This window comes from Pantoea sp. MT58, from assembly GCF_014495885.1.
Lineage (GTDB): Bacteria > Pseudomonadota > Gammaproteobacteria > Enterobacterales > Enterobacteriaceae > Pantoea > Pantoea eucalypti.
Genome location: NZ_CP061083.1, coordinates 1015291 through 1036304 on the forward strand (window position 1 = coordinate 1015291; position 21014 = coordinate 1036304).

Consider the following 21014-nt stretch of genomic DNA (forward strand, 5'->3'; position numbering starts at 1 on the left):
TCAGTTTGAGGCGCTGATTATAGACAGATCAGACTGAATCTTCATCTGTTAATCCGTTTCGGCTGCGCCTGGGGGTGTCTGTCGCGTGAATTCCCTCTGTTGTCACGTTACACTCATGCGCTGCCGTACGGCAGGAAAAAACGATGGTAGTGACGAATGATGCAGGATAAGCCGCGTGAACGGCCACAGTTAAACAAGAACGGTTTTACCTTTAAACAATTTTTTGTCGCACACGATCGCTGTGCGATGAAAGTGGGCACCGATGCCATTCTGCTCGGGTCCTGGGCGCCCGTTGCCGGTGTCAGGCGCATTCTGGATATTGGCAGCGGCAGCGGGCTTATCGCGCTGATGCTGGCACAGCGCACGCCGTCGCCGGTTGAAATCGATGCGGTTGAGTTAGAACCGGAAGCCGCAGGGCAGGCGCAGGAGAATGTGCAGCAGTCGCCGTGGCCCGAACGTATTCGGGTGCATCAGCAGGATATCGCCGGCTGGGCTGAGCAGTGTGATAAACGTTACTCGCTTATCGTCAGCAATCCCCCGTATTTCGCGCCGGGCGTGGCCTGCTCTACCGCGGCGCGGGACAGCGCACGCTCGACGGCTTCGCTCGACCATCAGACGCTCTTACGCAGTGCCGCGTTACTGATTGAAGAGGAGGGGATGTTCTGTGTCGTGCTGCCCTCGGCTTCCGGCCAGGCGTTTATCGATCTGGCTAAGGCGGATGGCTGGCATCTGCGTTTCCGGCTGGACGTGGCGGAATATGCCCATCGTCCACCACATCGCGTTGTGCTGGCTTTTTCACCGCAGGCCGGTGAAACGTTACTGGAGCGTCTGGCCATCCGCGCGCCGGACACCCGCTATTCCGATGAGTGGTGCAGCCTGACGCGGGAGTTTTACCTCTTCATGTAGCCCGGTGGTGTCAGAATGGTCGGCAGCGCCTCTGGCAGTAAATCCGGGTAGTCGCGGATAAAGTGCAGGCCACGGCTCTCTTTCCGCTCCAGCGCGCAGCGTACCATCAGGTCAGCGACCTGCACCAGGTTGCGCAGCTCCAGCAGATTATTGGAGAGGCGGAAATGGCGATAATATTCATCGATCTCCTGCTGAAGCAGGTTAATGCGGCGCAACGCCCGTTCCAGACGCCGGGTCGTGCGGACAATACCGACATAATCCCACATAAATAGCCTCAGCTCGTGCCAGTTATGCTGGATTACCACGCGCTCATCAGCGTCATCGACCTGGCTTTCATCCCATGCAGGCAATGCAGTAACGGCTTCAATGGCGGGCAGCGTTTTGATCAGCGCTTCTGCCGCGGACCAGCCATAAACCAGACACTCCAGCAGTGAATTCGAAGCCATGCGATTAGCGCCGTGCAGGCCGGTGTAACTCACCTCACCGATGGCATAGAGCCCATTGACGTCAGTCTGACCATGCTGATCGACCATGACACCGCCACAGGTGTAATGCGCGGCAGGCACAATCGGGATGGGCTCTTTGGTCAGGTCAAAGCCAAAGGTCAGCAACTTCTCATAGATCATCGGGAAGTGCGCGCGAACAAACTCTTCAGGCTGGTGGCTGATATCCAGATACATACAGTCGACACCCAGCCGCTTCATTTCATGATCGATGGCCCGGGCGACGATATCGCGCGGAGCCAGTTCGGCACGCTCATCAAAATCGGGCATGAAACGACTGCCATCGGGACGCAGCAGCCAGGCACCTTCACCGCGTAACGCTTCGGTTAACAGGAAATTCTGCGCCTGCGGATGAAACAGGCAGGTTGGGTGGAACTGGTTAAATTCCAGATTGGCGACCCGACAGCCCGCGCGCCACGCCATGGCGATGCCATCACCGGAGGCGATATCGGGGTTGGTGGTGTATTGATAGACTTTGGCGGCACCGCCGGTGGCGACCACGACGGCCCGCGCCCGACAGGTTTCGACCCGCTCACGATTACGGTTCCAGATCCATGCACCGACCACCCGGCGTGTGCCCGGCAGGCCGATTTTATCTGAAAGAATCAGGTCGACCGCATTGGTACGTTCGAGAATCCGGATATTGGGGTGGCTGAGCGCCTGACTCACCAGCGTGGTTTCAACCGCGTGACCGGTGGCGTCAGCGCTGTGCAGGATGCGACGATGACTGTGGCCGCCTTCGCGCGTCAGGTGATAGCGCATATCGCCCGCTGCCTGCGGGTCAAGATCAAACGCGACGCCGTTGTCGATCAGCCACTGTACGCAATGCCGCGCATTACTGGCAATAAACGAGACAGCATCACGGTCGCATAAACCTGCGCCGGCAATCAGCGTATCTTCGATGTGCGACTCAATGCTATCCGTCTCATCAAACACCGCAGCAATACCGCCCTGGGCATAGAGCGTTGAACCCTCATTCACCTGCGCTTTACTGAGTACGGTCACCTGACAATGCTTCGCCAGCCGTAACGCCAGCGACAGACCGGCGGCACCGCTGCCAACAATTAATACATCGCACTCATAATCCGGGGTCACATTCATCATAATGTTTAATTTACTAAACAAGAATACGTCTGAGCATAAGCGCAATAGGGGTTTCTGTGAAGTATTTTAAACATCAGCTCACGCTATTCGGCAGTGAATTTCTCAAAGTTACCTATAATCAGTAAGTTAAAATCGGGCTGCTAACGAGGTGGTTTTTTATAGCAAACTTATTAAACCTAAAGGATTTAATGATGAAAAAGCTCTTGTCATAGGTTACTCTGCCTGCGATTTACGCGCCTGACACTGAACGAAAACGAACAACCTGTGTAATGGCTATTGGCGTGTTAAATATCAGGGCGAGAAGTGAACTTCGCACCACATCACAACTCTAAGCGCATGCTTGCTCAGAACATGAGATGTGCTGGCAGTTACTTTTGCATATGAAAAATTTGGGGAGACATTACCTCGGATGAGCGAGCAGTTAACGGATCAGGTCCTTGTCGAGCGGGTACAGAAGGGAGATCAAAAATCGTTCAACTTACTGGTAATTCGTTACCAGCATAAAGTGGCGAGTCTGGTTTCACGCTATGTTCCCTCGGGCGACGTCCCTGATGTAGTACAGGAATCGTTTATTAAAGCGTATCGCGCACTGGACTCGTTCCGGGGCGATAGCGCGTTTTATACCTGGCTGTACCGCATTGCGGTTAACACAGCGAAAAATTACCTGGTTGCTCAGGGGCGACGTCCGCCATCCAGCGATGTGGATGCGATTGACGCAGAAAATTTCGAAAGTGCGGGTGCATTAAAAGAAATTTCGAACCCTGAGAACTTAATGTTGTCTGACGAATTGAAACAAATTGTCTTTCGTACCATCGAGGCGCTACCTGAGGACTTGCGTATGGCAATCACCCTCAGGGAACTGGACGGTCTGAGTTATGAAGAGATCGCCGTCATTATGGATTGCCCGGTAGGCACTGTTCGATCACGTATCTTTCGTGCGCGAGAGGCCATTGATAACAAAGTTCAACCGCTTATCCAACGTTAGTGATAACGGCTACTGGAAGGGTACATAGGCATGCAGAAAGAAAAACTTTCCGCTTTAATGGATGGTGAGACCTTAGATAACGAGCTGTTTTCCGCCTTGTCTAAGGACGCAGAATTACAGAAAAGCTGGGCGAGCTATCATCTCATCCGCGATACAATGCGCGGTGATACAGGCGATGTCCTGCATTTCGATATCTCTGCGCGCGTCGCTGCTGCCATCGAAAAAGAACCTAAACGTTCGGTCACTACGCTGATCCCTGAAGCTCAGCCAGAGCCTTCCCGCTGGGAAAAAATGCCGTTCTGGAAAAAAGCGCGTCCATGGGCTGCGCAACTGACTCAGGTGGGTGTGGCTGCCTGCGTTTCACTGGCCGTGATCGTGGGTGTTCAGCACTACAATCAGCCGGCAGGCAGTGCCACGCAAACCTCTGACTCTCCGGTATTCAATACCATGCCGATGATGGGGAAAGCGTCGCCGGTGAGCCTGGGTGTGCCGTCAGATGCGTTTGATACAAACAGCTCAAACCAGCAGGTTCAGGACCAGCGTCGTCGCGTAAATGCGATGCTGCAGGACTATGAACTGCAACGTCGTCTGCATGCTGACCAGCTGCAGATTGAAACCAATGCGCCAAAACAGGCGCAGGTTGATGTTCCCGGAAACCAATCATTAGGACAGCAGCAGCAGTAATGAAGCCGCTTTGGTATGCTGTTAGCCTGCTGACAGGCAGTCTGTTATGGTCATCTGCCGCCCCGGCGCAAACTACCGCGTCCGGGGCGTTATTGCAGCAGATGGAGCAGGCAAGTCAGAATCTCAACTACGAATTCGCCTATATCAACGTCTCGCGCATCGGCATTGAATCGCTGCGTTATCGTCACGCTGTGATCGATAACCGGATATTCGCGCAGTTGTTACAGATGGACGGGCCTCGCCGGGAAGTTATCCAGCGTGGCAACGATATCAGCTACTTCGAACCCGGCCTCGATCCCTTTTCGCTTCCCGGTAATCATATTATCGATGCCTTGCCCTCGGTAATTTTTGCTGACTTCACCAAACTTGCCTCAGCCTACGATTTTATTACCGTAGGGCGCTCCCGCATTGCCGATCAAATGTGTGATGTGCTGCGTATCGTTTCCCGTGATGGCACCCGTTACAGCTATGTGGTCTGGCTGGATGTGGACACCAAACTGCCGTTGCGAATCGACCTGCTTGATCGTGATGGCGAAACGCTGGAGCAGTTCCGCGTGATCAGCTTTGCGGTGGATGAAGGGGTGCGTAATCTGATGCAGGGACTCGAGAAAGCGAATCTGCCTCCGTCGCTATCCGTGCCGAAAGGGGATGCGGTTACGCTTACCTGGCAACCTGGCTGGATACCTGCCGGCATGTCCCTGGTGTCGCAGAATCGCCGTACACTGCCGGGGCTGAACAAAAATATGGAGTCGAAGCTCTACAGCGATGGGCTGTTTAGTTTCGCAATCAACGTGACGCCAGCCGATAAAACCAGTCTGACGCAGACATTGCGCACGGGACGTCGTACGGTCCAGACCGTTGTGCGCAATAATAACGAAATTGCAGTGATTGGCGAATTGCCGCCCTCCACCGCAAAACGTATTGCGGACAGTATTGACCTGGGGTCACAAAAATGATGAGAGAATGGGCCACCGTAGTGGCATGGCAGGATGGCATCGCCACACTGCATACCGAAGCAAAAACGTCCTGCAACAGTTGCCAGGCGCGTAAAGGCTGTGGCAGTCATATGCTGAATAAACTCGGTCCAAAAAACGCCCATGTGATGCAAATCGCCAGCAGTAAGCCGCTGCAACCTGGACAACGCATCGAGCTCGGCATCAAAGAGAGCAGCCTGCTTGGTTCAGCACTGCTGGTCTATATGACACCGCTGTCTGGTCTTTTCCTGGTGGCCGGGCTGTTTCAGGCGCTGTTTAACAGCGATCTGGCTGCGGCCTGCGGTGCGCTGCTGGGTGGCATCGGCGGTTTTATTGTTGCTAAAGGTGTTTCAATGAAATTTGGCGACCGTGAAGCTTTTCAGCCGGTCATTCTGAGCATTGCCTTGCCTCCTGATGCGCTGCGTGTTGAAAGCGAAGCGTAACGTACGTCCAGGCCGCGCATCTCGCGGCCTTTGTCCATTCTGCTTTGCGCAGATATCTGTTTCGCTTCCACCACGTTCCATTCTTTTATGCGCGGCGTTAACAGTGTAATATGCGTCGTCATTAATGAGGCTGACAGGATTGTGGGTAAAGAGCGATCTTCCTGAATGTGTCTGTGCTCAGGTTTTCAACTGAATTTTAAGCGAAGATATCCCAATAAATGAAGCACATAAGAAATTTCTCCATCATCGCTCATATCGACCATGGTAAATCTACGCTCTCTGACCGTCTGATTCAGATCTGTGGCGGACTCACCGCTCGTGAAATGGCTGCGCAGGTTCTCGACTCTATGGATCTGGAGCGTGAGCGTGGGATCACCATCAAAGCCCAGAGCGTGACACTCGATTACCACGCGAAGGACGGCCAAACTTACCAGCTCAATTTCATCGATACCCCAGGCCACGTAGACTTCTCTTATGAAGTTTCCCGCTCACTGGCCGCCTGTGAAGGCGCGCTGCTGGTGGTGGATGCCGGTCAGGGTGTTGAAGCGCAGACACTGGCGAACTGCTATACCGCGATGGAGATGGATCTGGAAGTGGTGCCGGTTCTGAACAAAATTGACCTGCCTGCTGCCGATCCCGATCGTGCCGCGCAGGAAATTGAAGATATCGTCGGCATCGATGCAACGGATGCCGTGCGCTGCTCAGCCAAAACCGGCGTCGGCGTACCCGAAGTGCTGGAGCGCTTAGTGCGTGACATTCCGCCGCCGGAAGGCGATCCGGAAGGTCCGCTGCAGGCACTGATTATCGACTCCTGGTTTGATAACTATCTGGGCGTTGTTTCTCTGGTGCGTGTGAAAAATGGCACCATGCGTAAAGGCGACAAGATTAAAGTGCTCAGCACCGGCCAGGTTTATAACGCTGACCGTCTGGGAATTTTCACCCCTAAGCGTGTCGATCGTAATGAACTGAACTGCGGTGAAGTCGGCTGGCTGGTCTGCGCCATCAAAGATATCCTTGGCGCGCCGGTGGGCGATACCCTGACTACCGCGCGTAACCCGGCAGACAAAGCGCTGCCAGGCTTCAAAAAAGTGAAGCCGCAGGTTTATGCCGGTCTGTTCCCAATCAGCTCTGACGACTATGAAGCGTTCCGTGATGCGCTCGGCAAACTGAGCCTGAACGATGCCTCGCTGTTCTATGAGCCAGAAAGCTCAACTGCCCTGGGATTTGGTTTCCGCTGCGGCTTCCTTGGCCTGCTGCACATGGAGATCATCCAGGAGCGCCTGGAGCGCGAATACGATCTCGATCTGATCACCACCGCGCCGACGGTGGTGTATGAAGTCGTGACTACCAGTGGCGAGATCGTTCATGTTGACAGCCCATCTAAGCTGCCTGCGCTGAACAATATCGAAGAGCTGCGTGAACCGATTGCGGAATGTCACATGCTGCTGCCACAGGAGTATCTGGGCAACGTCATCACGCTGTGTATTGAGAAGCGTGGCGTGCAGACCAACATGGTTTACCACGGCAATCAGGTGGCACTGACGTACGAAATTCCGATGGCAGAGGTGGTACTCGACTTCTTTGACCGTCTGAAATCAACCTCGCGCGGTTATGCCTCGCTGGATTACAACTTTAAACGTTTCCAGCCTTCAGACATGGTGCGCGTTGACGTACTGATTAACTCTGAACGTGTGGATGCGCTGGCGCTGATCACTCACCGCGACAACGCACCTTATCGCGGACGCGATCTGGTTGAGAAAATGAAAGATCTCATCCCGCGTCAGCAGTTTGATATTGCGATTCAGGCTGCCATCGGCAACCACATTATCGCGCGTTCAACGGTTAAACAGCTGCGTAAAAACGTACTCGCCAAGTGTTATGGCGGTGACGTGAGCCGTAAGAAGAAACTGCTGCAGAAACAGAAAGACGGTAAGAAGCGTATGAAGCAGGTTGGTAACGTTGAGCTGCCACAGGAAGCGTTCCTCGCCATTCTGCATGTCGGTAAGGACAGCAAATAAGGATTTCCAATGGCTAATATGTTCGCCCTGATTCTGGCGATAGCGACGCTGATTACTGGCATCGTATGGGTAATAGATCGTTTTAAATGGGCACCTGCGCGTCGCGCTAAACAGGCTGAGGTTCAGGCCCAGACCGGCAACGCGCTCGACAGCAAAACGCTGGCGAAGGTTGCTGCCAAGCCAGGCTGGGTTGAGACCACCGCGTCTGTGTTCCCGGTGCTGGCGGTGGTGTTCATCGTGCGTTCGTTTATCTACGAACCGTTCCAGATTCCCTCTGGCTCGATGATGCCAACGCTGCTGATTGGTGACTTTATCCTGGTGGAGAAATTCGCTTACGGTATTAAAGATCCGATTACCCAGACGACGCTGATCCCAACCGGTCAGCCGAAGCGCGGCGATATCGCGGTATTTAAATACCCGAAAGATCCGAGCCTGGATTATATTAAGCGCGTTATCGGCCTGCCGGGCGACAAAGTCATCTATGATCCTTACAGCAAAACCCTGACGGTAAAACCGACCTGCAGCGACGACAAAGCCTGTGACACAGCGCTGGCGGTAACGTACACCGATATTGAGCCAAGCAACTTTATTCAGACCTTTAGCGGTTTTGATGGCAACGAAACCGGCAACGGTTTTTATCAGGTGCCGCAGGGCGATACTATGCGCGGAGGTCTGCGCCTGGCCACCCGCAAAGAGACGATTGGTAACGTGACGCATGACATTCTGCTGGTAAACGAAGCGCAGAGTCAGGCAGGCATGTATTATCAGCAGCCGGGTCAGCCGCAGTCGAGCTGGGTCGTGCCGAAAGGACAATACTTCATGATGGGCGACAACCGTGATAACAGCGCCGACAGCCGTTACTGGGGCTTTGTCCCGGAGCGTAATCTGGTCGGTAAAGCGGTCGCTATCTGGATGAGCTTTGAGAAACAAGAAGGCCAGTGGCCTACCGGCGTGCGATTCAGTCGCATCGGCGGTATCCACTAACAACATTGTCTGATTAACAGGCAATTCGGGTGGCCTCCTCAGGGAGGCCACTGCACACCAAACGGAACGTGTTGGATTGCCAGCCCCGTTTGGTATGCAGAGTCACAGACGCAACAAAGAACTGGAATCGCATGAACCCCATCCTGATTAACAAGCTTCAGCGCAAACTGGGCTACACTTTTACTCATTCGGAACTGTTACAGCAGGCCCTGACTCACCGCAGCGCCAGCAGTAAGCATAACGAACGCCTGGAATTTCTTGGCGATTCAATTCTTAGCTATGTGATCGCTAATGCCCTTTATCACCGCTTCCCGCGGGTTGATGAAGGTGACATGAGCCGCATGCGCGCCACACTGGTGCGTGGCAACACGCTGGCTGAAATGGCCCGCGAATTTGATCTTGGCGAGTGCCTGCGTCTGGGACCGGGTGAGCTGAAAAGCGGCGGCTTCCGTCGTGAATCTATTCTTGCAGATACGGTCGAGGCGCTGATTGGCGGCATTTTCCTCGACAGCGGTATTGAGCGGGTAGAACAGCTGATCCTTGACTGGTATCAGAGCCGTCTGGACGAAATCAGTCCTGGCGACAAACAAAAAGATCCGAAAACGCGTCTGCAGGAGTATCTGCAGGGACGTCATCTGCCACTGCCAAGTTATCTGGTCGTGCAGGTGCGTGGCGAAGCCCATGATCAGGAATTCACCATTCACTGTCAGGTGAGTGGCATGGCCGAGCCGGTCGTCGGCGTCGGCTCCAGCCGTCGTAAAGCTGAGCAGGCAGCAGCTGAACAGGCGCTGATAAAATTAGGTCTCGAATAGGTCTGTCGGGGTGACCGTGCCGGAGCGGCACACAGTGAATCACCCTTTGGCAGTTCTGTCCCGGCGTCAGAAGACGCTGAATGACACACGATTCAAATAGCACTTTTTCAGCGCCGTATCAGGCGCTGAACAACTCAGGATTCGAATGAGCGAAAACGTTACTTATTGCGGCTTTGTCGCGATTGTTGGCCGACCAAACGTCGGTAAATCCACCTTACTGAACCAGTTACTGGGGCAGAAGGTGTCGATCACCTCGCGTAAGCCGCAAACCACGCGCCACCGCATCATGGGCATTCACACCGAGGGCGAATATCAGGCGATCTACGTCGATACTCCGGGTCTGCACATGGAAGAGAAGCGTGCCATTAACCGTCTGATGAACCGCGCAGCCAGCAGTTCGATTGGTGACGTAGAGCTGGTGATCTTCGTGGTTGAAGGCACCCGCTGGACGCCAGATGACGAGATGGTCTTAAACAAACTGCGCGACAACAAAGTGCCGGTCGTGCTGGCGATCAACAAGGTCGATAATATCCAGGATAAAAGCATTCTGCTGCCGCATCTGCAGTTCCTGAGCCAGCAGATGAACTTCCTCGATATCGTGCCTATCTCTGCTGAGAGTGGCAAAAACGTCGATACCATTGCGGCGATTACCCGCAAGCATCTGCCACAGGCCGATCATCACTTCCCGGAAGATTACATCACTGACCGTTCACAGCGCTTCATGGCGTCAGAGATGATCCGTGAAAAACTGATGCGCTTTCTGGGCGCTGAACTGCCTTACTCTGTCACGGTTGAGATTGAGCGCTTCGTTACCAACGAACGCGGCGGTTACGATATCCATGGTCTGATCCTGGTTGAGCGTGAAGGGCAGAAGAAGATGGTGATTGGCAACAAAGGCGCCAAAATCAAAGTCATCGGAACCGAAGCGCGCAGGGACATGGAAGAGATGTTCGAAGCGAAAGTGCATCTCGAACTGTGGGTGAAAGTGAAATCCGGCTGGGCAGATGACGAACGTGCACTGCGCAGCCTGGGTTATACAGACGATCTCTGATTCAATGGAAGGCTGGCAACGCGCCTTTGTGCTGCATAGTCGTCCCTTCAGCGAAACCAGCCTGCTGCTCGACCTGTTCAGCGAAAGTGAAGGACGGGTTCGGGTACTGGCCAAGGGCGCGCGTTCCCGGCGTTCCAACCTGAAAGGCGCGTTACAGCCTTTTACCCCGCTGCTGGTTCGCTGGAGCGGGCGCGGGGAAGTTAAAACCCTGCGCAATGCCGAAGCGGTGTCGCTGGCTTTACCGCTCAGCGGCATCACGCTTTACTGCGGTCTCTACGTCAATGAGCTGGTCTCACGCGTATTGCAGCAGGAATCTCCCTTCCCGGAACTCTTCTTCGACTATCTCAACTGTCTTCAGGCGTTAGCCTCAACACACGGTAAGCCCGAACCGGCACTGCGACGATTTGAACTGGCGCTGCTCGGTCACCTGGGTTACGGCGTCGACTTCCTGCACTGCGCCGGCAGCGGCGAGCCGGTCAGCGACGATATGACCTACAGCTATCGCGAAGAGCGGGGTTTTATCGCCAGCCTGGTGGTGAACAATCGCAGCTTTACCGGACGGGAGCTGCACGCCCTGTGCGAGCGAGAGTTTCCGGATGCCGACACCCTGCGTGCCGCGAAGCGCTTTACGCGCATCGCCCTGAAGCCTTATCTTGGTGGCAAGCCGCTGAAAAGTCAGGAGCTGTTCCGCCAGTTTATCCCGAAGAAAAAGCCCGAACAGGCAGAAGAATAGCGCTGGTCGTACCGCCTGTTTATATTTGCGCGGTACACTCAACATCACGATGGAAAAGAAGTGAGGATGGTCATGGCTGAGTTGCTGTTAGGCGTCAATATCGATCACATTGCCACGGTGCGTAACGCGCGTGGGACAAACTATCCCGATCCGGTACAGGCGGCGTTTATCGCCGAGCAGGCAGGCGCAGACGGCATTACCGTGCACCTGCGTGAAGATCGCCGTCACATCACCGATCGCGACGTGCGAATTCTGCGTGACACGATTCAGACGCGCATGAATCTGGAGATGGCGGTCACCGATGAGATGATCGGCATCGCCTGTGACATTCAGCCCCATTTCTGCTGCCTGGTGCCGGAAAAGCGTCAGGAAGTGACAACGGAAGGCGGACTGGATGTGGCGGGACAGCAGGAGAAGATGAACGCGGCCGTGCGACTGCTGAAGGATGCTGGCATTCTGGTTTCGCTGTTTATTGATGCCGATCACCGCCAGATCGAAGCCGCCGTTGCCACGGGTGCGCCTTACATCGAAATCCATACTGGCGCTTACGCCGAGGCACCAGAGGGACTGGCGCGTGACGCTGAGCTGGCTCGCATTCGCCATGCCGCGACCTTTGCTGCCAGCCTGGGGCTCAAAGTTAACGCCGGTCATGGTCTGACCTACCACAATGTGCTGCCGATTGCCGCGCTGCCGGAAATGCATGAGCTGAACATCGGCCATGCGATTATCGGGCGTGCAGTAATGAGTGGCCTGCCGGATGCAGTTAAAGAGATGAAGCAACTGCTGCGTGAAGCCCGTCGCTAATGGCTATTCTCGGATTAGGTACGGACATCGTTGAGATTGAACGCATCGCCGGGGTGATAGCGCGCTCCGGCGATCGGCTGGCGCGTCGGGTGCTGAGTGAAGCCGAATGGCACCAGTATCAGGCGCACAAGCAGCCGGTGCGCTTTCTCTCCAAACGTTTTGCGGTTAAAGAGGCGGCAGCAAAAGCCTTTGGCACCGGCATTCGCGGTGGTCTGGCGTTTAATCAGTTTGAAGTTTACAACGATGCGCTGGGAAAACCGGGGTTACGCTTCTTTCAGCATGCCGCTGACGTGGCAGAGAGGCTGGGCGTTAAGCACGTTCACGTGACGCTGGCCGATGAGCGTCACTACGCCTGCGCCACGGTAATCATTGAAAGCTAGCCGTGCAGCAGCACGAACTTCTCCCACAGCGCATCGCGAGATTCGGTGTGCTGTGGGTCTATGATAATCGTGTTGTCGATGGGGCAGACCTGCTGACAGGTTGGCCGCTCATAGTGCCCGACACATTCCGTGCAGCGGCTGACATCAATCTCATAGATCGCATCGCCCAGTGAAATCGCCTGATTCGGGCACTCCGGTTCACACATATCGCAGTTAATGCATCTGGACGTAATCAACAGCGCCATTTTACCCACCTGATACCAACAGAAAAAGCGCGGGTATTATACGTGCTGACGCTGATCAGACCAGCTTTTTCACCAGCGCTTCACTGTGACGAATATGGCTGGACGCGCGCTCTGGATCGTTTTGCACCAGCGCCATAAAGAGCAGATCGGTCAGAGCAAGCTGTGCCGTGGTTGAGGAGATCGCCGCGCTGCGGGTACTCTGCTCTTCCGCCACCGTATAAAGACAGTAACCGGCACTCTGCTGCAGGGTATTCGGCGTAAAACCCGTGAACGCCACCACATCTGCGCCCACCTGAACCGCTTCCTGCGCGGCCAGATTGATCTCTCGCCGTTCACCGGTGTAAGAGATGGCGAGCAGCACATCGCCTGGCCCCATCGCCTGCACGCTGGCCAGCAGGGCGTGCATATCCTGTTCCGCCACCGCATTAATGCCGATCTTCATCAGCTTCCAGGAGAAATCTTTCGCCACCAGGCCCGAGGCGCCGATGCCCACCAGTAAAATACGGCGGGCATTTTTCAGCAGCTGTAACACGTCGTTGAGCTTCTCTTCGCTATTAATATCCAGGGTGGCGCGGATCGCTGAAAGCTTTTCTGTCAGCAGCTTTTCACCCACCATTTTAAGCGGGTCGTCGCTCAGAATATGGTTATGCACGGTAATGGCATCCTTGTCCGCCAGTGACTCACTCAGGGCCAGCTTAAGCGCCGGAAAACCTTTATAGCCCAGCTTCTGAGCAAACTTCACTACGCTCGACTGACTGACGCCGGACTCTTCCGCCAGTTTTTGTGAACTCAGGTGACGCGCCCGATCGGGTTGCGACAGTAAAAAATCCGCGAGCCGACGTTCGTTCAACGCCAGTCGTGGATAAAGCTGGCGAATGCGCAGCAAAGAACTCATGCCCAATCCTCGTCATTCAGGGATAATCAATGAAGAATAAACTATTCATCGGGCATTGTAGTCATCGGAATTAAAAATGACAGTCATCGCCGTACCGCCTGATGATGGCTACACTACTCTTTATCATTCCAGAACCAGCCATAAAGGAGAGTTGTTTGACCAGGGGAACACAACGTCGCATCGTATTTTTTGACCTGGATGGCACTTTGCACCAGCAGGACATGTTCGGCACGTTTATGCGCTATCTGCTGCGTCGCCGCCCGCTTAATCTGCTGCTGGTGGTGCCGGTATTGCCGGTGGTCGGTATCGGCCTGCTGTTTAAAGGCCGCGCGGCTCGCTGGCCCATGAGCCTGCTGCTCTGGTCAATTACTTTTGGACGCTCTGAGCAGACATTACTGCGCCTCGAAGCGGAGTTTGCGCAGTGGTTCCGGCTGCGCGTGAAAGCGTTCCCGGTGGTGCAGCAGCGTCTGACGGATTATCTCAGCAGTGATGATGCTGACGTCTGGCTGATTACCGGATCGCCACAGTCGCTGGTGGAGCAGGTCTATTACGACTCCGCGTTTCTGCCACGCGTGAAGATGATTGCGAGCCAGATGCAGCGCGGCTGGGGTGGGCGGGTGCTGGCGATGCGCTGTCTTGGCCATGAGAAAGTGGCGCAGCTGGAAGAGAAAATCGGTACGCCGCTGCAGCTTTACAGCGGCTACAGCGACAGCAAACAGGACAACCCGCTGCTGTTTTTCTGTCAGCATCGCTGGCGCGTGACCCCGGCGGGTGAACTGCAACAGCTGGAATAAGTTTTTAAAGGATCGATGAGACCGCTATAATGCGCCGCTTTTTAGTCGCCCGGGGTGGTCAGCGTGAAACAACAAGATGAGTACTGGATGCGCCATGCGCTTGGTCTGGCGCGACGGGCGTGGGAGCAGAGCGAAGTGCCGGTGGGCGCGGTGCTGGTTCAGAACGACCAGGTGATTGGCGAAGGCTGGAACCGGCCCATTGGTCAGCACGACCCGACGGCGCACGCCGAAATAATGGCTCTGCGCCAGGGCGGTAAAGTGCTGGAAAATTATCGTCTGCTGGATACCACGCTTTACGTGACGCTGGAGCCGTGCGTCATGTGTGCCGGTGCTATGGTTCACAGCCGCATAACGCGTCTGGTTTATGGTGCGCACGATGTTAAAAGTGGCGCGGCGGGATCGCTGCTGGATGTGCTGGGCCACCCTGGCATGAATCATCAGATTGAATTGCACAGTGGCGTGCTGGCTGAAGAGTGCGCCGCCATGCTGAGCGATTTTTTCCGTATGCGTCGCGAGCAGAAAAAAGCGCTGCGTCAGGCGCAGCGCCAGGGTTAGTTCATCGCGATCTTTGGTTCAACCGCCGGATAGCCCTTCGCCAGTTCGGCCTGGGCTTCCGCCTGCTGCTTCAGACGCTTCTCCTGCTCCTGCAGATAACCCACCAGACTTAGCTGATACTTGCGGATATTCTCCACGTAGTTATAAGCTTCATGCCCACGGGCGTAGCCATACGTCGTCTGTGTGTAGTAACGCTTCTGACTCAGCATCGGCAGACGCAGCTTTACATCCGCCCAGCTGTCCGGATCGCCACCCTGGCGTGCCGTCAGCTTGCGGACGTCGAGCATATGGGCATAGCCCATGTTGTAAGCCGCTAGCGCAAACCAGATACGTTCATCTTCCGGGATGCTCTGTGGCACCTTCGCCATCATATCCTGCAGATACTGACTGCCGCCGCGAATGCTCTGTTCGGGATCGGTACGATCACCCACATCCAGACTCTCCGCGGTGTTACGCGTCAGCATCATCATGCCGCGTACGCCGGTAGGGGAGGTGGCCTGCGGATTCCAGTGCGACTCCTGATAGGAGATCGCTGCCAGCAGTCGCCAGTCAATGCTGGTGGCGTACTTCTCAAACAGCGGCTTGATGTCGGGCAGCGTATTGTCGATGGCCCGCAGGAAAGTGCGGGTATCGACATAATCAAAGGTGCCAACGTGGCCGAGATATTTCTCCTCCAGCCGCGCCATCGCGCCTTCTTCTCCCATCCCGTTAAAGAAGTCGAGCATCGCCGCATTCAGGCTGTCATCATCACTGTGCCGCACATACCAGGTCACCGGCTCTTCATCGGTGACGTCGAACGCGACCGCCAGCTGCGGATAAATGCGCTGTAACAGGGCGATGGTGACGGAGTCGCCAATCGTGTAGTCGAGCTTGCCATCAGCTACCGCTTCCAGCAGGGCTTTAGGGCTCTGATCGGTGGAGATCGCCCAGTCCAGATCGGGAAACTGATTAGAACGCGCGCTCTTCAGCGTTGACAGGTAAGCCGATCCCGCCGCAACCGTTAGCCGCCCCTTTAAGTCACCGAGGTTTTTAGGGCGCGGCTTATCCACGCGATAGACCAGCTGCTGCGAAACATTGTAGTAACCTGGCCCGGTCTGATAACGCGTCAGGCGTTCATTGTTATAGTTCAGCCCGGCGCCCAGCACATCGGCTTTGCCATCGTCAAGGTCATCAAACAGATCGCTCAGGTTAGGACGAACCGTCACCTTAAGTTTGACGCCCAGATAATCGGCGAAACGTTTTGCCAGCTCATAGTCCATACCGGCCGGTAATTGGTTAACTGTGTAGTAAGTCAATGGGGAGTTGATGGTACTGACACGCAGCACTCCCCGCGATTTAATCTGTGAAATCTGGTCCTGCCCACCCCCATACCAGGGAATGGATGGCCATAGCGCTAACGCTAACAGCACGGCAACCAGACCGATAAACAGATAATTAAATTTTAGGCGTTTCAAATAGTTATCTCTCGCTGGCTCTAAGGCCTCTGTCTTTTAAAGGCAGTATTTATCTTCTTTGAACTCCCAGAGCGAGGGGCATTTTGCGCAACAAAATCACGCTGAGCAACTTTTATAGCAGCTTTTGCGCAAATTTCAGGCAAATCCGGGTCGCCAAAAATTGTGCGCAAACGGTTTCGTCGCGAGGTCGCTTTCTCTATAATACGCCCCGTTTTCCCTGTTGCGCCCAATTTGCGTCGCCCGGCGCCCTGACGAGAGACTTATTAATGGAAATTCTGCGTGGTTCGCCCGCCCTGTCGGCATTTCGTGTAAACAAACTGCTGACCCGCTTTCAGGACGCTCATCTGCCGGTGAGTGATATTTACGCTGAGTACATCCATTTTGCTGATGTCAGTACGCCCTTAAGCGCTGACGAACAGAGCCGTCTGCAACGTCTGCTGAAATATGGTCCCTCTCTTGCTGAACATGCTCCACAGGGTCGTCTGCTGCTGGTGACACCGCGTCCTGGTACCATTTCGCCCTGGTCATCCAAAGCAACCGATATCGCCCACAACTGCGGCCTGCCACAGGTCCGTCGTCTGGAACGTGGTCTGGCTTTCTATGTACAGGCTCCCCAGATGACCGAAGCGCAGTGGCAAACGCTGGGCACACTGCTGCACGATCGGATGATGGAAACGGTCTTCAGTGACCTGGCGCAGGCTGAGCAGTTGTTCGCGCACCACACGCCGCAGCCGGTGAAAAGTGTCGATCTGCTGGGTGAGGGCCGTCAGGCGCTGGTGCAGGCCAATATCTCCCTGGGTCTGGCGCTGGCAGACGATGAAATTGACTACCTGGTGGCGGCGTTTACCTCACTGGGTCGTAACCCCAACGACATTGAACTCTATATGTTTGCGCAGGCGAACTCTGAGCACTGTCGTCACAAGATTTTCAACGCTGACTGGATTATCGACGGCGAGAAACAGCCAAAGTCGCTGTTTAAAATGATCAAAAATACGATGGAGAAGACGCCGGACTTCGTGCTCTCTGCCTATAAAGATAACGCCGCCGTGATGGAAGGATCAGAGGTTGGCCGCTTCTTTGCTGACGCCGGAGAGAGCGAGTACCGCTGGCATCAGGAAGCTGCGCACATTCTGATGAAGGTGGAAACGCACAACCACCCAACGGCGATTTCGCCGTGGCCAGGCGCGGCCACCGGTTCTGGTGGTGAAATCCGTGATGAAGGCGCAACCGGTCGCGGCTCCAAGCCAAAAGCGGGCCTGGTCGGATTCTCGGTCTCTAACCTGCGTATTCCTGGCTTTGAACAGCCGTGGGAAGAGGACTTCGGTAAACCAGCCCGCATTGTCAGCGCACTGGAGATCATGACCGACGGACCTCTGGGCGGCGCTGCCTTCAACAATGAATTTGGTCGTCCGGCTCTGAATGGCTACTTCCGTACTTATGAAGAGCAGGTCACCAGCCACAACGGCACTGAGCTGCGCGGCTATCATAAGCCGATTATGCTGGCGGGCGGCATCGGTAACATCCGTGCCGATCACGTGCAGAAAGGCGAAATCACCGTAGGCGCGAAGCTGGTGGTGCTGGGCGGTCCGGCCATGAACATCGGCCTGGGCGGCGGCGCGGCCTCATCCATGGCCTCGGGTCAGTCTGATGCCGATCTCGACTTCGCCTCTGTACAGCGTGATAACCCGGAGATGGAGCGCCGTTGTCAGGAGGTGATCGACCGCTGCTGGCAGCTGGGCGATGAGAACCCGATTCTGTTTATCCACGACGTGGGCGCGGGCGGCCTTTCCAATGCTATGCCGGAGCTGGTCAGCGATGGCGGTCGTGGTGGCCGGTTTAACCTGCGTGACATCCTGAGTGATGAGCCAGGCATGAGCCCGCTGGAAGTCTGGTGTAACGAATCACAGGAACGTTATGTGATGGCCGTAGCACCCGATCAGCTGGCGCAGTTTGAGGCGATTTGCCAGCGCGAACGCGCACCTTTTGCCGTAATTGGTGAAGCCACCGAAGAGTTGCACCTGAGTCTGGAAGATAGCCATTTCGATAATAAGCCTATCGATATGCCGCTGGATGTCCTGCTGGGCAAAACGCCGAAGATGACGCGGGATGTGGTGACGCAGCAGGCGCAGGGCACCGAGCTGCAGCGTGACGGCATTACGCTGGTTGATGCGGTGAATCGCGTACTGCATCTGCCTGCTGTGGCGGAAAAAACCTTCCTGATCACCATCGGTGACCGCAGCGTGACCGGCATGGTGGCACGCGACCAGATGGTCGGGCCGTGGCAGATCCCGGTGGCCAACTGTGCGGTGACCACTGCCAGCCTCGACAGCTATCACGGCGAAGCCTTTGCCCTGGGCGAACGTTCACCGGTTGCGCTGCTGGACTTCGCAGCGTCAGGTCGTCTGGCGGTGGGGGAAGCCCTGACCAACCTGGCGGCAACGCAGATTGGTTCGCTGAAGCGCGTGAAACTCTCCGCTAACTGGATGTCCGCTGCGGGTCATCCGGGTGAAGATGCGGGTTTATACGCGGCGGTGAAAGCCGTCGGCGAAGAGCTTTGCCCGGCGCTGGGGATCACCATCCCGGTCGGTAAAGATTCGATGTCGATGAAAACCCGCTGGCAGGAAGGCACTGAACAGCGCGAGATGACTTCGCCGCTGTCGCTGGTGATTACTGCGTTTGCACGCGTCGAAGATGTCCGTCGCACCGTCACGCCACAGCTGCAGGCCGATCAGGACAACCTGCTGCTGCTGATCGATCTGGGCAACGGCGCGAATACGCTGGGCGCAACCGCGTTGTCACAGGTCTATCGCCAGCTTGGTGACAAACCTGCCGATGTGCGTGATGCCACCCAGCTGGCTGGCTTCTTCAATGCGATTCAGGCGCTGGTGGCTCAGCAGAAACTGCTGGCCTACCACGACCGCTCTGACGGTGGTCTGCTGGTGACGCTGGCCGAGATGGCCTTTGCCGGGCACTGCGGCATTGACGTTGATATCGCCTCGCTGGGCAGCGATGCGCTGGCGGCCTTGTTCACCGAAGAGCTGGGTGCGGTGATTCAGATCAACGCCGCCGATCGCGATGCCGTTGAGCGGATCCTGGCCGATCACGGTCTTGCCGCTTCCACGCATCTGCTGGGCAGCGCGCAGCCGGGCGATCGCTTTGTGATCCGTTCCGGTGACAGCGCGGTCTACAGTGAAAGCCGCAATACGCTGCGTACCTGGTGGGCGGAAACCACCTGGCAGATGCAACGCCTGCGCGACAACCCGGCGTGTGCCGATCAGGAGCATGAAGCGAAGAAAAACGACAGCGATCCTGGTCTCAACGTCAATCTGACCTTTAATCCGCAGGAAGATGTGGCGGCACCGATGATCGCGACGGGCGCACGTCCACGCGTCGCGGTGCTGCGTGAGCAGGGTGTGAACTCCCATGTGGAGATGGCCGCTGCCTTTGATCGTGCTGGCTTTACCGCCATTGACGTTCACATGAGCGATCTGCTGGCCGGGCGTCGCGGTCTGGAAGCGTTCCAGGCGCTGGTTGCCTGTGGCGGCTTCTCTTACGGTGATGTGCTGGGTGCCGGTGAGGGCTGGGCGAAGTCGATTCTGTTCAATCCGCGTGTTCGCGATGAGTTCGAAACCTTCTTCCACCGTCCGCAGACCCTGGCGCTGGGCGTCTGTAACGGCTGTCAGATGATGTCCAATCTGCGTGAACTGATTCCGGGCAGCGATCTGTGGCCGCGCTTTGTGCGTAACCAGTCTGAACGCTTTGAAGCGCGCTTCAGCCTGGTCGAAGTGGCGGCCAGTCCGTCACTGCTGCTGGACGGCATGGCCGGTTCACATATGCCTATCGCGGTTTCGCACGGTGAAGGTTTTGTTGAGGTGCGTGATGCAACGCATCTGGCGGCCCTGGAGTCGAAAGGGCTGGTGGCACTGCGCTTTGTTGATAACTTCGGCAAGGTGACAGAAACCTATCCGGCTAACCCGAATGGCTCACCTAACGGCATCACCGCCGTGACCAACGAAAGTGGTCGCGTCACCATTATGATGCCGCATCCGGAGCGTGTTTTCCGTACCGTCAGCAACTCCTGGCATCCGGCAGAGTGGGGCGAAGACAGCCCGTGGATGCGCATTTTCCGCAATGCGCGCAGACAGCTGGGTTAATGTAATCCGCTGAAATGAACAGGAGGCCGGTGTGCCTCCTGTTCTTTTTTACGCCGCTGTTGGCAAATGGCGACAAGGGGGATGTTGTGCTGTCTCTTTATGGCGACACCTATCTCATTGATTTTAAATGAGCGGGTATCAGAGGTGATTTACTGTCGCCTTGTGGAGACACATTGACGCTGTCTGCATCGGACTTTTCGCAGGTGTCATTGGAACAGCTCGTTCAATCTGCTGAAAAATATAATGATTTATTTTCTGGCATGAAACTTGCTATACTTATGCAGCTGCTCATTCACCTGTTTATGATTGCCCTGCGAAGCGGATAAGAGCTCATAAAGTCCGAATGACGCACCAAACGGAGCCTGCCGTCCACCTGACCGATAATCGCTTGCGTTATCAAACACCGGACGTAACGTTGAGTAAGGCTCCACCCATTCTAACGCGATGCACCACGCGTCGTGACAGCGGCAGGCCATTGAGCCTGCCGTTTTCTTTTGTTTCTCTTTCTGCCCACCACACCTTTCTTCTGCTGTCAG

Annotated in this window: 19 protein-coding genes; 15 read left to right on the forward strand and 4 right to left on the reverse strand. The window is 55.6% G+C overall.

Translation table 11 applies throughout. The features are described 5' to 3' along the window. Positions 1-156: 156 nt before the first annotated feature. Positions 157-906, forward strand: a complete 750-nt coding sequence (locus tag IAI47_RS04840; protein ID WP_008926719.1) for a tRNA1(Val) (adenine(37)-N6)-methyltransferase — start codon at positions 157-159, stop codon at positions 904-906. Here IAI47_RS04840 and nadB read toward each other — a convergent pair. Beyond that, positions 891-2510, reverse strand: a complete 1620-nt coding sequence (gene nadB / locus IAI47_RS04845) for an L-aspartate oxidase (RefSeq protein WP_033743477.1) — start codon at positions 2508-2510, stop codon at positions 891-893. The two genes, IAI47_RS04840 and nadB, sit on opposite strands and share 16 nt — an antisense overlap. 412 nt (positions 2511-2922) lie before the next feature. Between nadB and rpoE the strand changes: the two genes are divergently transcribed. From rpoE to acpS, 11 genes are all read left to right on the forward strand, one after another. Continuing rightward, a complete protein-coding gene (rpoE, locus tag IAI47_RS04850) occupies positions 2923-3498 on the forward strand; it encodes an RNA polymerase sigma factor RpoE (protein ID WP_003848595.1) in 576 nt (191 codons plus the stop codon). Positions 3499-3528: 30 nt separating this feature from the next. After that, positions 3529-4182 carry an anti-sigma-E factor RseA gene (rseA, locus tag IAI47_RS04855; protein WP_003848597.1) on the forward strand — a complete coding sequence of 218 codons (654 nt, stop codon included), beginning with the start codon at positions 3529-3531 and terminating at the stop codon, positions 4180-4182. Continuing rightward, on the forward strand, positions 4182-5138 hold the full coding sequence (rseB, locus tag IAI47_RS04860) for a sigma-E factor regulatory protein RseB (RefSeq protein WP_003848599.1): 957 nt from the start codon (positions 4182-4184) through the stop codon (positions 5136-5138). Before rseA ends, rseB begins: the two co-directional genes overlap by 1 nt. Then, complete coding sequence (rseC, locus tag IAI47_RS04865) at positions 5135-5599, forward strand: SoxR-reducing system protein RseC (protein WP_008926717.1); 465 nt, start codon at positions 5135-5137, stop codon at positions 5597-5599. Before rseB ends, rseC begins: the two co-directional genes overlap by 4 nt. Positions 5600-5817: 218 nt before the next feature. Next, entirely contained in the window at positions 5818-7617 is a 1800-nt protein-coding gene (gene lepA, locus IAI47_RS04870) for a translation elongation factor 4 (RefSeq protein WP_003848603.1), read from the forward strand. 9 nt (positions 7618-7626) lie between these two features. Continuing rightward, complete coding sequence (gene lepB / locus IAI47_RS04875; RefSeq protein WP_003848604.1) at positions 7627-8601, forward strand: signal peptidase I; 975 nt, start codon at positions 7627-7629, stop codon at positions 8599-8601. 131 nt (positions 8602-8732) lie between these two features. Further along, positions 8733-9413, forward strand: coding sequence for a ribonuclease III (rnc, locus tag IAI47_RS04880; protein ID WP_003848606.1), 681 nt, complete (start codon positions 8733-8735; stop codon positions 9411-9413). Positions 9414-9558: 145 nt separating this feature from the next. Beyond that, positions 9559-10464 (forward strand): GTPase Era, encoded by a 906-nt coding sequence (gene era, locus IAI47_RS04885; protein WP_003848607.1) that lies wholly within the window; start codon positions 9559-9561, stop codon positions 10462-10464. 4 nt (positions 10465-10468) lie between these two features. Next, on the forward strand, positions 10469-11197 hold the full coding sequence (recO, locus tag IAI47_RS04890; protein ID WP_003848609.1) for a DNA repair protein RecO: 729 nt from the start codon (positions 10469-10471) through the stop codon (positions 11195-11197). 72 nt (positions 11198-11269) lie between these two features. Beyond that, positions 11270-12001 (forward strand): pyridoxine 5'-phosphate synthase, encoded by a 732-nt coding sequence (gene pdxJ, locus IAI47_RS04895; RefSeq protein ID WP_003848612.1) that lies wholly within the window; start codon positions 11270-11272, stop codon positions 11999-12001. Beyond that, entirely contained in the window at positions 12001-12381 is a 381-nt protein-coding gene (gene acpS / locus IAI47_RS04900; RefSeq protein WP_008926716.1) for a holo-ACP synthase, read from the forward strand. Before pdxJ ends, acpS begins: the two co-directional genes overlap by 1 nt. Here the strand turns inward: acpS and IAI47_RS04905 are convergent. Both IAI47_RS04905 and IAI47_RS04910 read right to left on the reverse strand, forming a co-directional pair. After that, positions 12378-12626: a YfhL family 4Fe-4S dicluster ferredoxin gene (locus tag IAI47_RS04905; protein ID WP_003848615.1), complete on the reverse strand. Its 249-nt coding sequence runs from the start codon at positions 12624-12626 to the stop codon at positions 12378-12380. The genes acpS and IAI47_RS04905 overlap by 4 nt on opposite strands. A gap of 55 nt (positions 12627-12681) precedes the next feature. After that, entirely contained in the window at positions 12682-13521 is an 840-nt protein-coding gene (locus tag IAI47_RS04910) for a MurR/RpiR family transcriptional regulator (RefSeq protein WP_003848617.1), read from the reverse strand. 155 nt (positions 13522-13676) lie between these two features. On the opposite strand from IAI47_RS04910, the gene yfhb reads away from it, so the two are divergent. Then, the gene (yfhb, locus tag IAI47_RS04915) at positions 13677-14315 is read left to right on the forward strand and encodes a phosphatidylglycerophosphatase C (protein ID WP_008926715.1); all 639 of its coding nucleotides are present in this window, start codon (positions 13677-13679) and stop codon (positions 14313-14315) included. Positions 14316-14402: 87 nt separating this feature from the next. Continuing rightward, positions 14403-14870, forward strand: coding sequence for a tRNA adenosine(34) deaminase TadA (gene tadA, locus IAI47_RS04920; RefSeq protein WP_003848621.1), 468 nt, complete (start codon positions 14403-14405; stop codon positions 14868-14870). Here the strand turns inward: tadA and mltF are convergent. Further along, positions 14867-16324 carry a membrane-bound lytic murein transglycosylase MltF gene (gene mltF / locus IAI47_RS04925; RefSeq protein WP_008926714.1) on the reverse strand — a complete coding sequence of 486 codons (1458 nt, stop codon included), beginning with the start codon at positions 16322-16324 and terminating at the stop codon, positions 14867-14869. The two genes, tadA and mltF, sit on opposite strands and share 4 nt — an antisense overlap. Positions 16325-16590: 266 nt before the next feature. Between mltF and purL the strand changes: the two genes are divergently transcribed. Then, entirely contained in the window at positions 16591-20478 is a 3888-nt protein-coding gene (purL, locus tag IAI47_RS04930; protein ID WP_033743456.1) for a phosphoribosylformylglycinamidine synthase, read from the forward strand. The last annotated feature ends 536 nt before the right edge of the window (positions 20479-21014 follow it).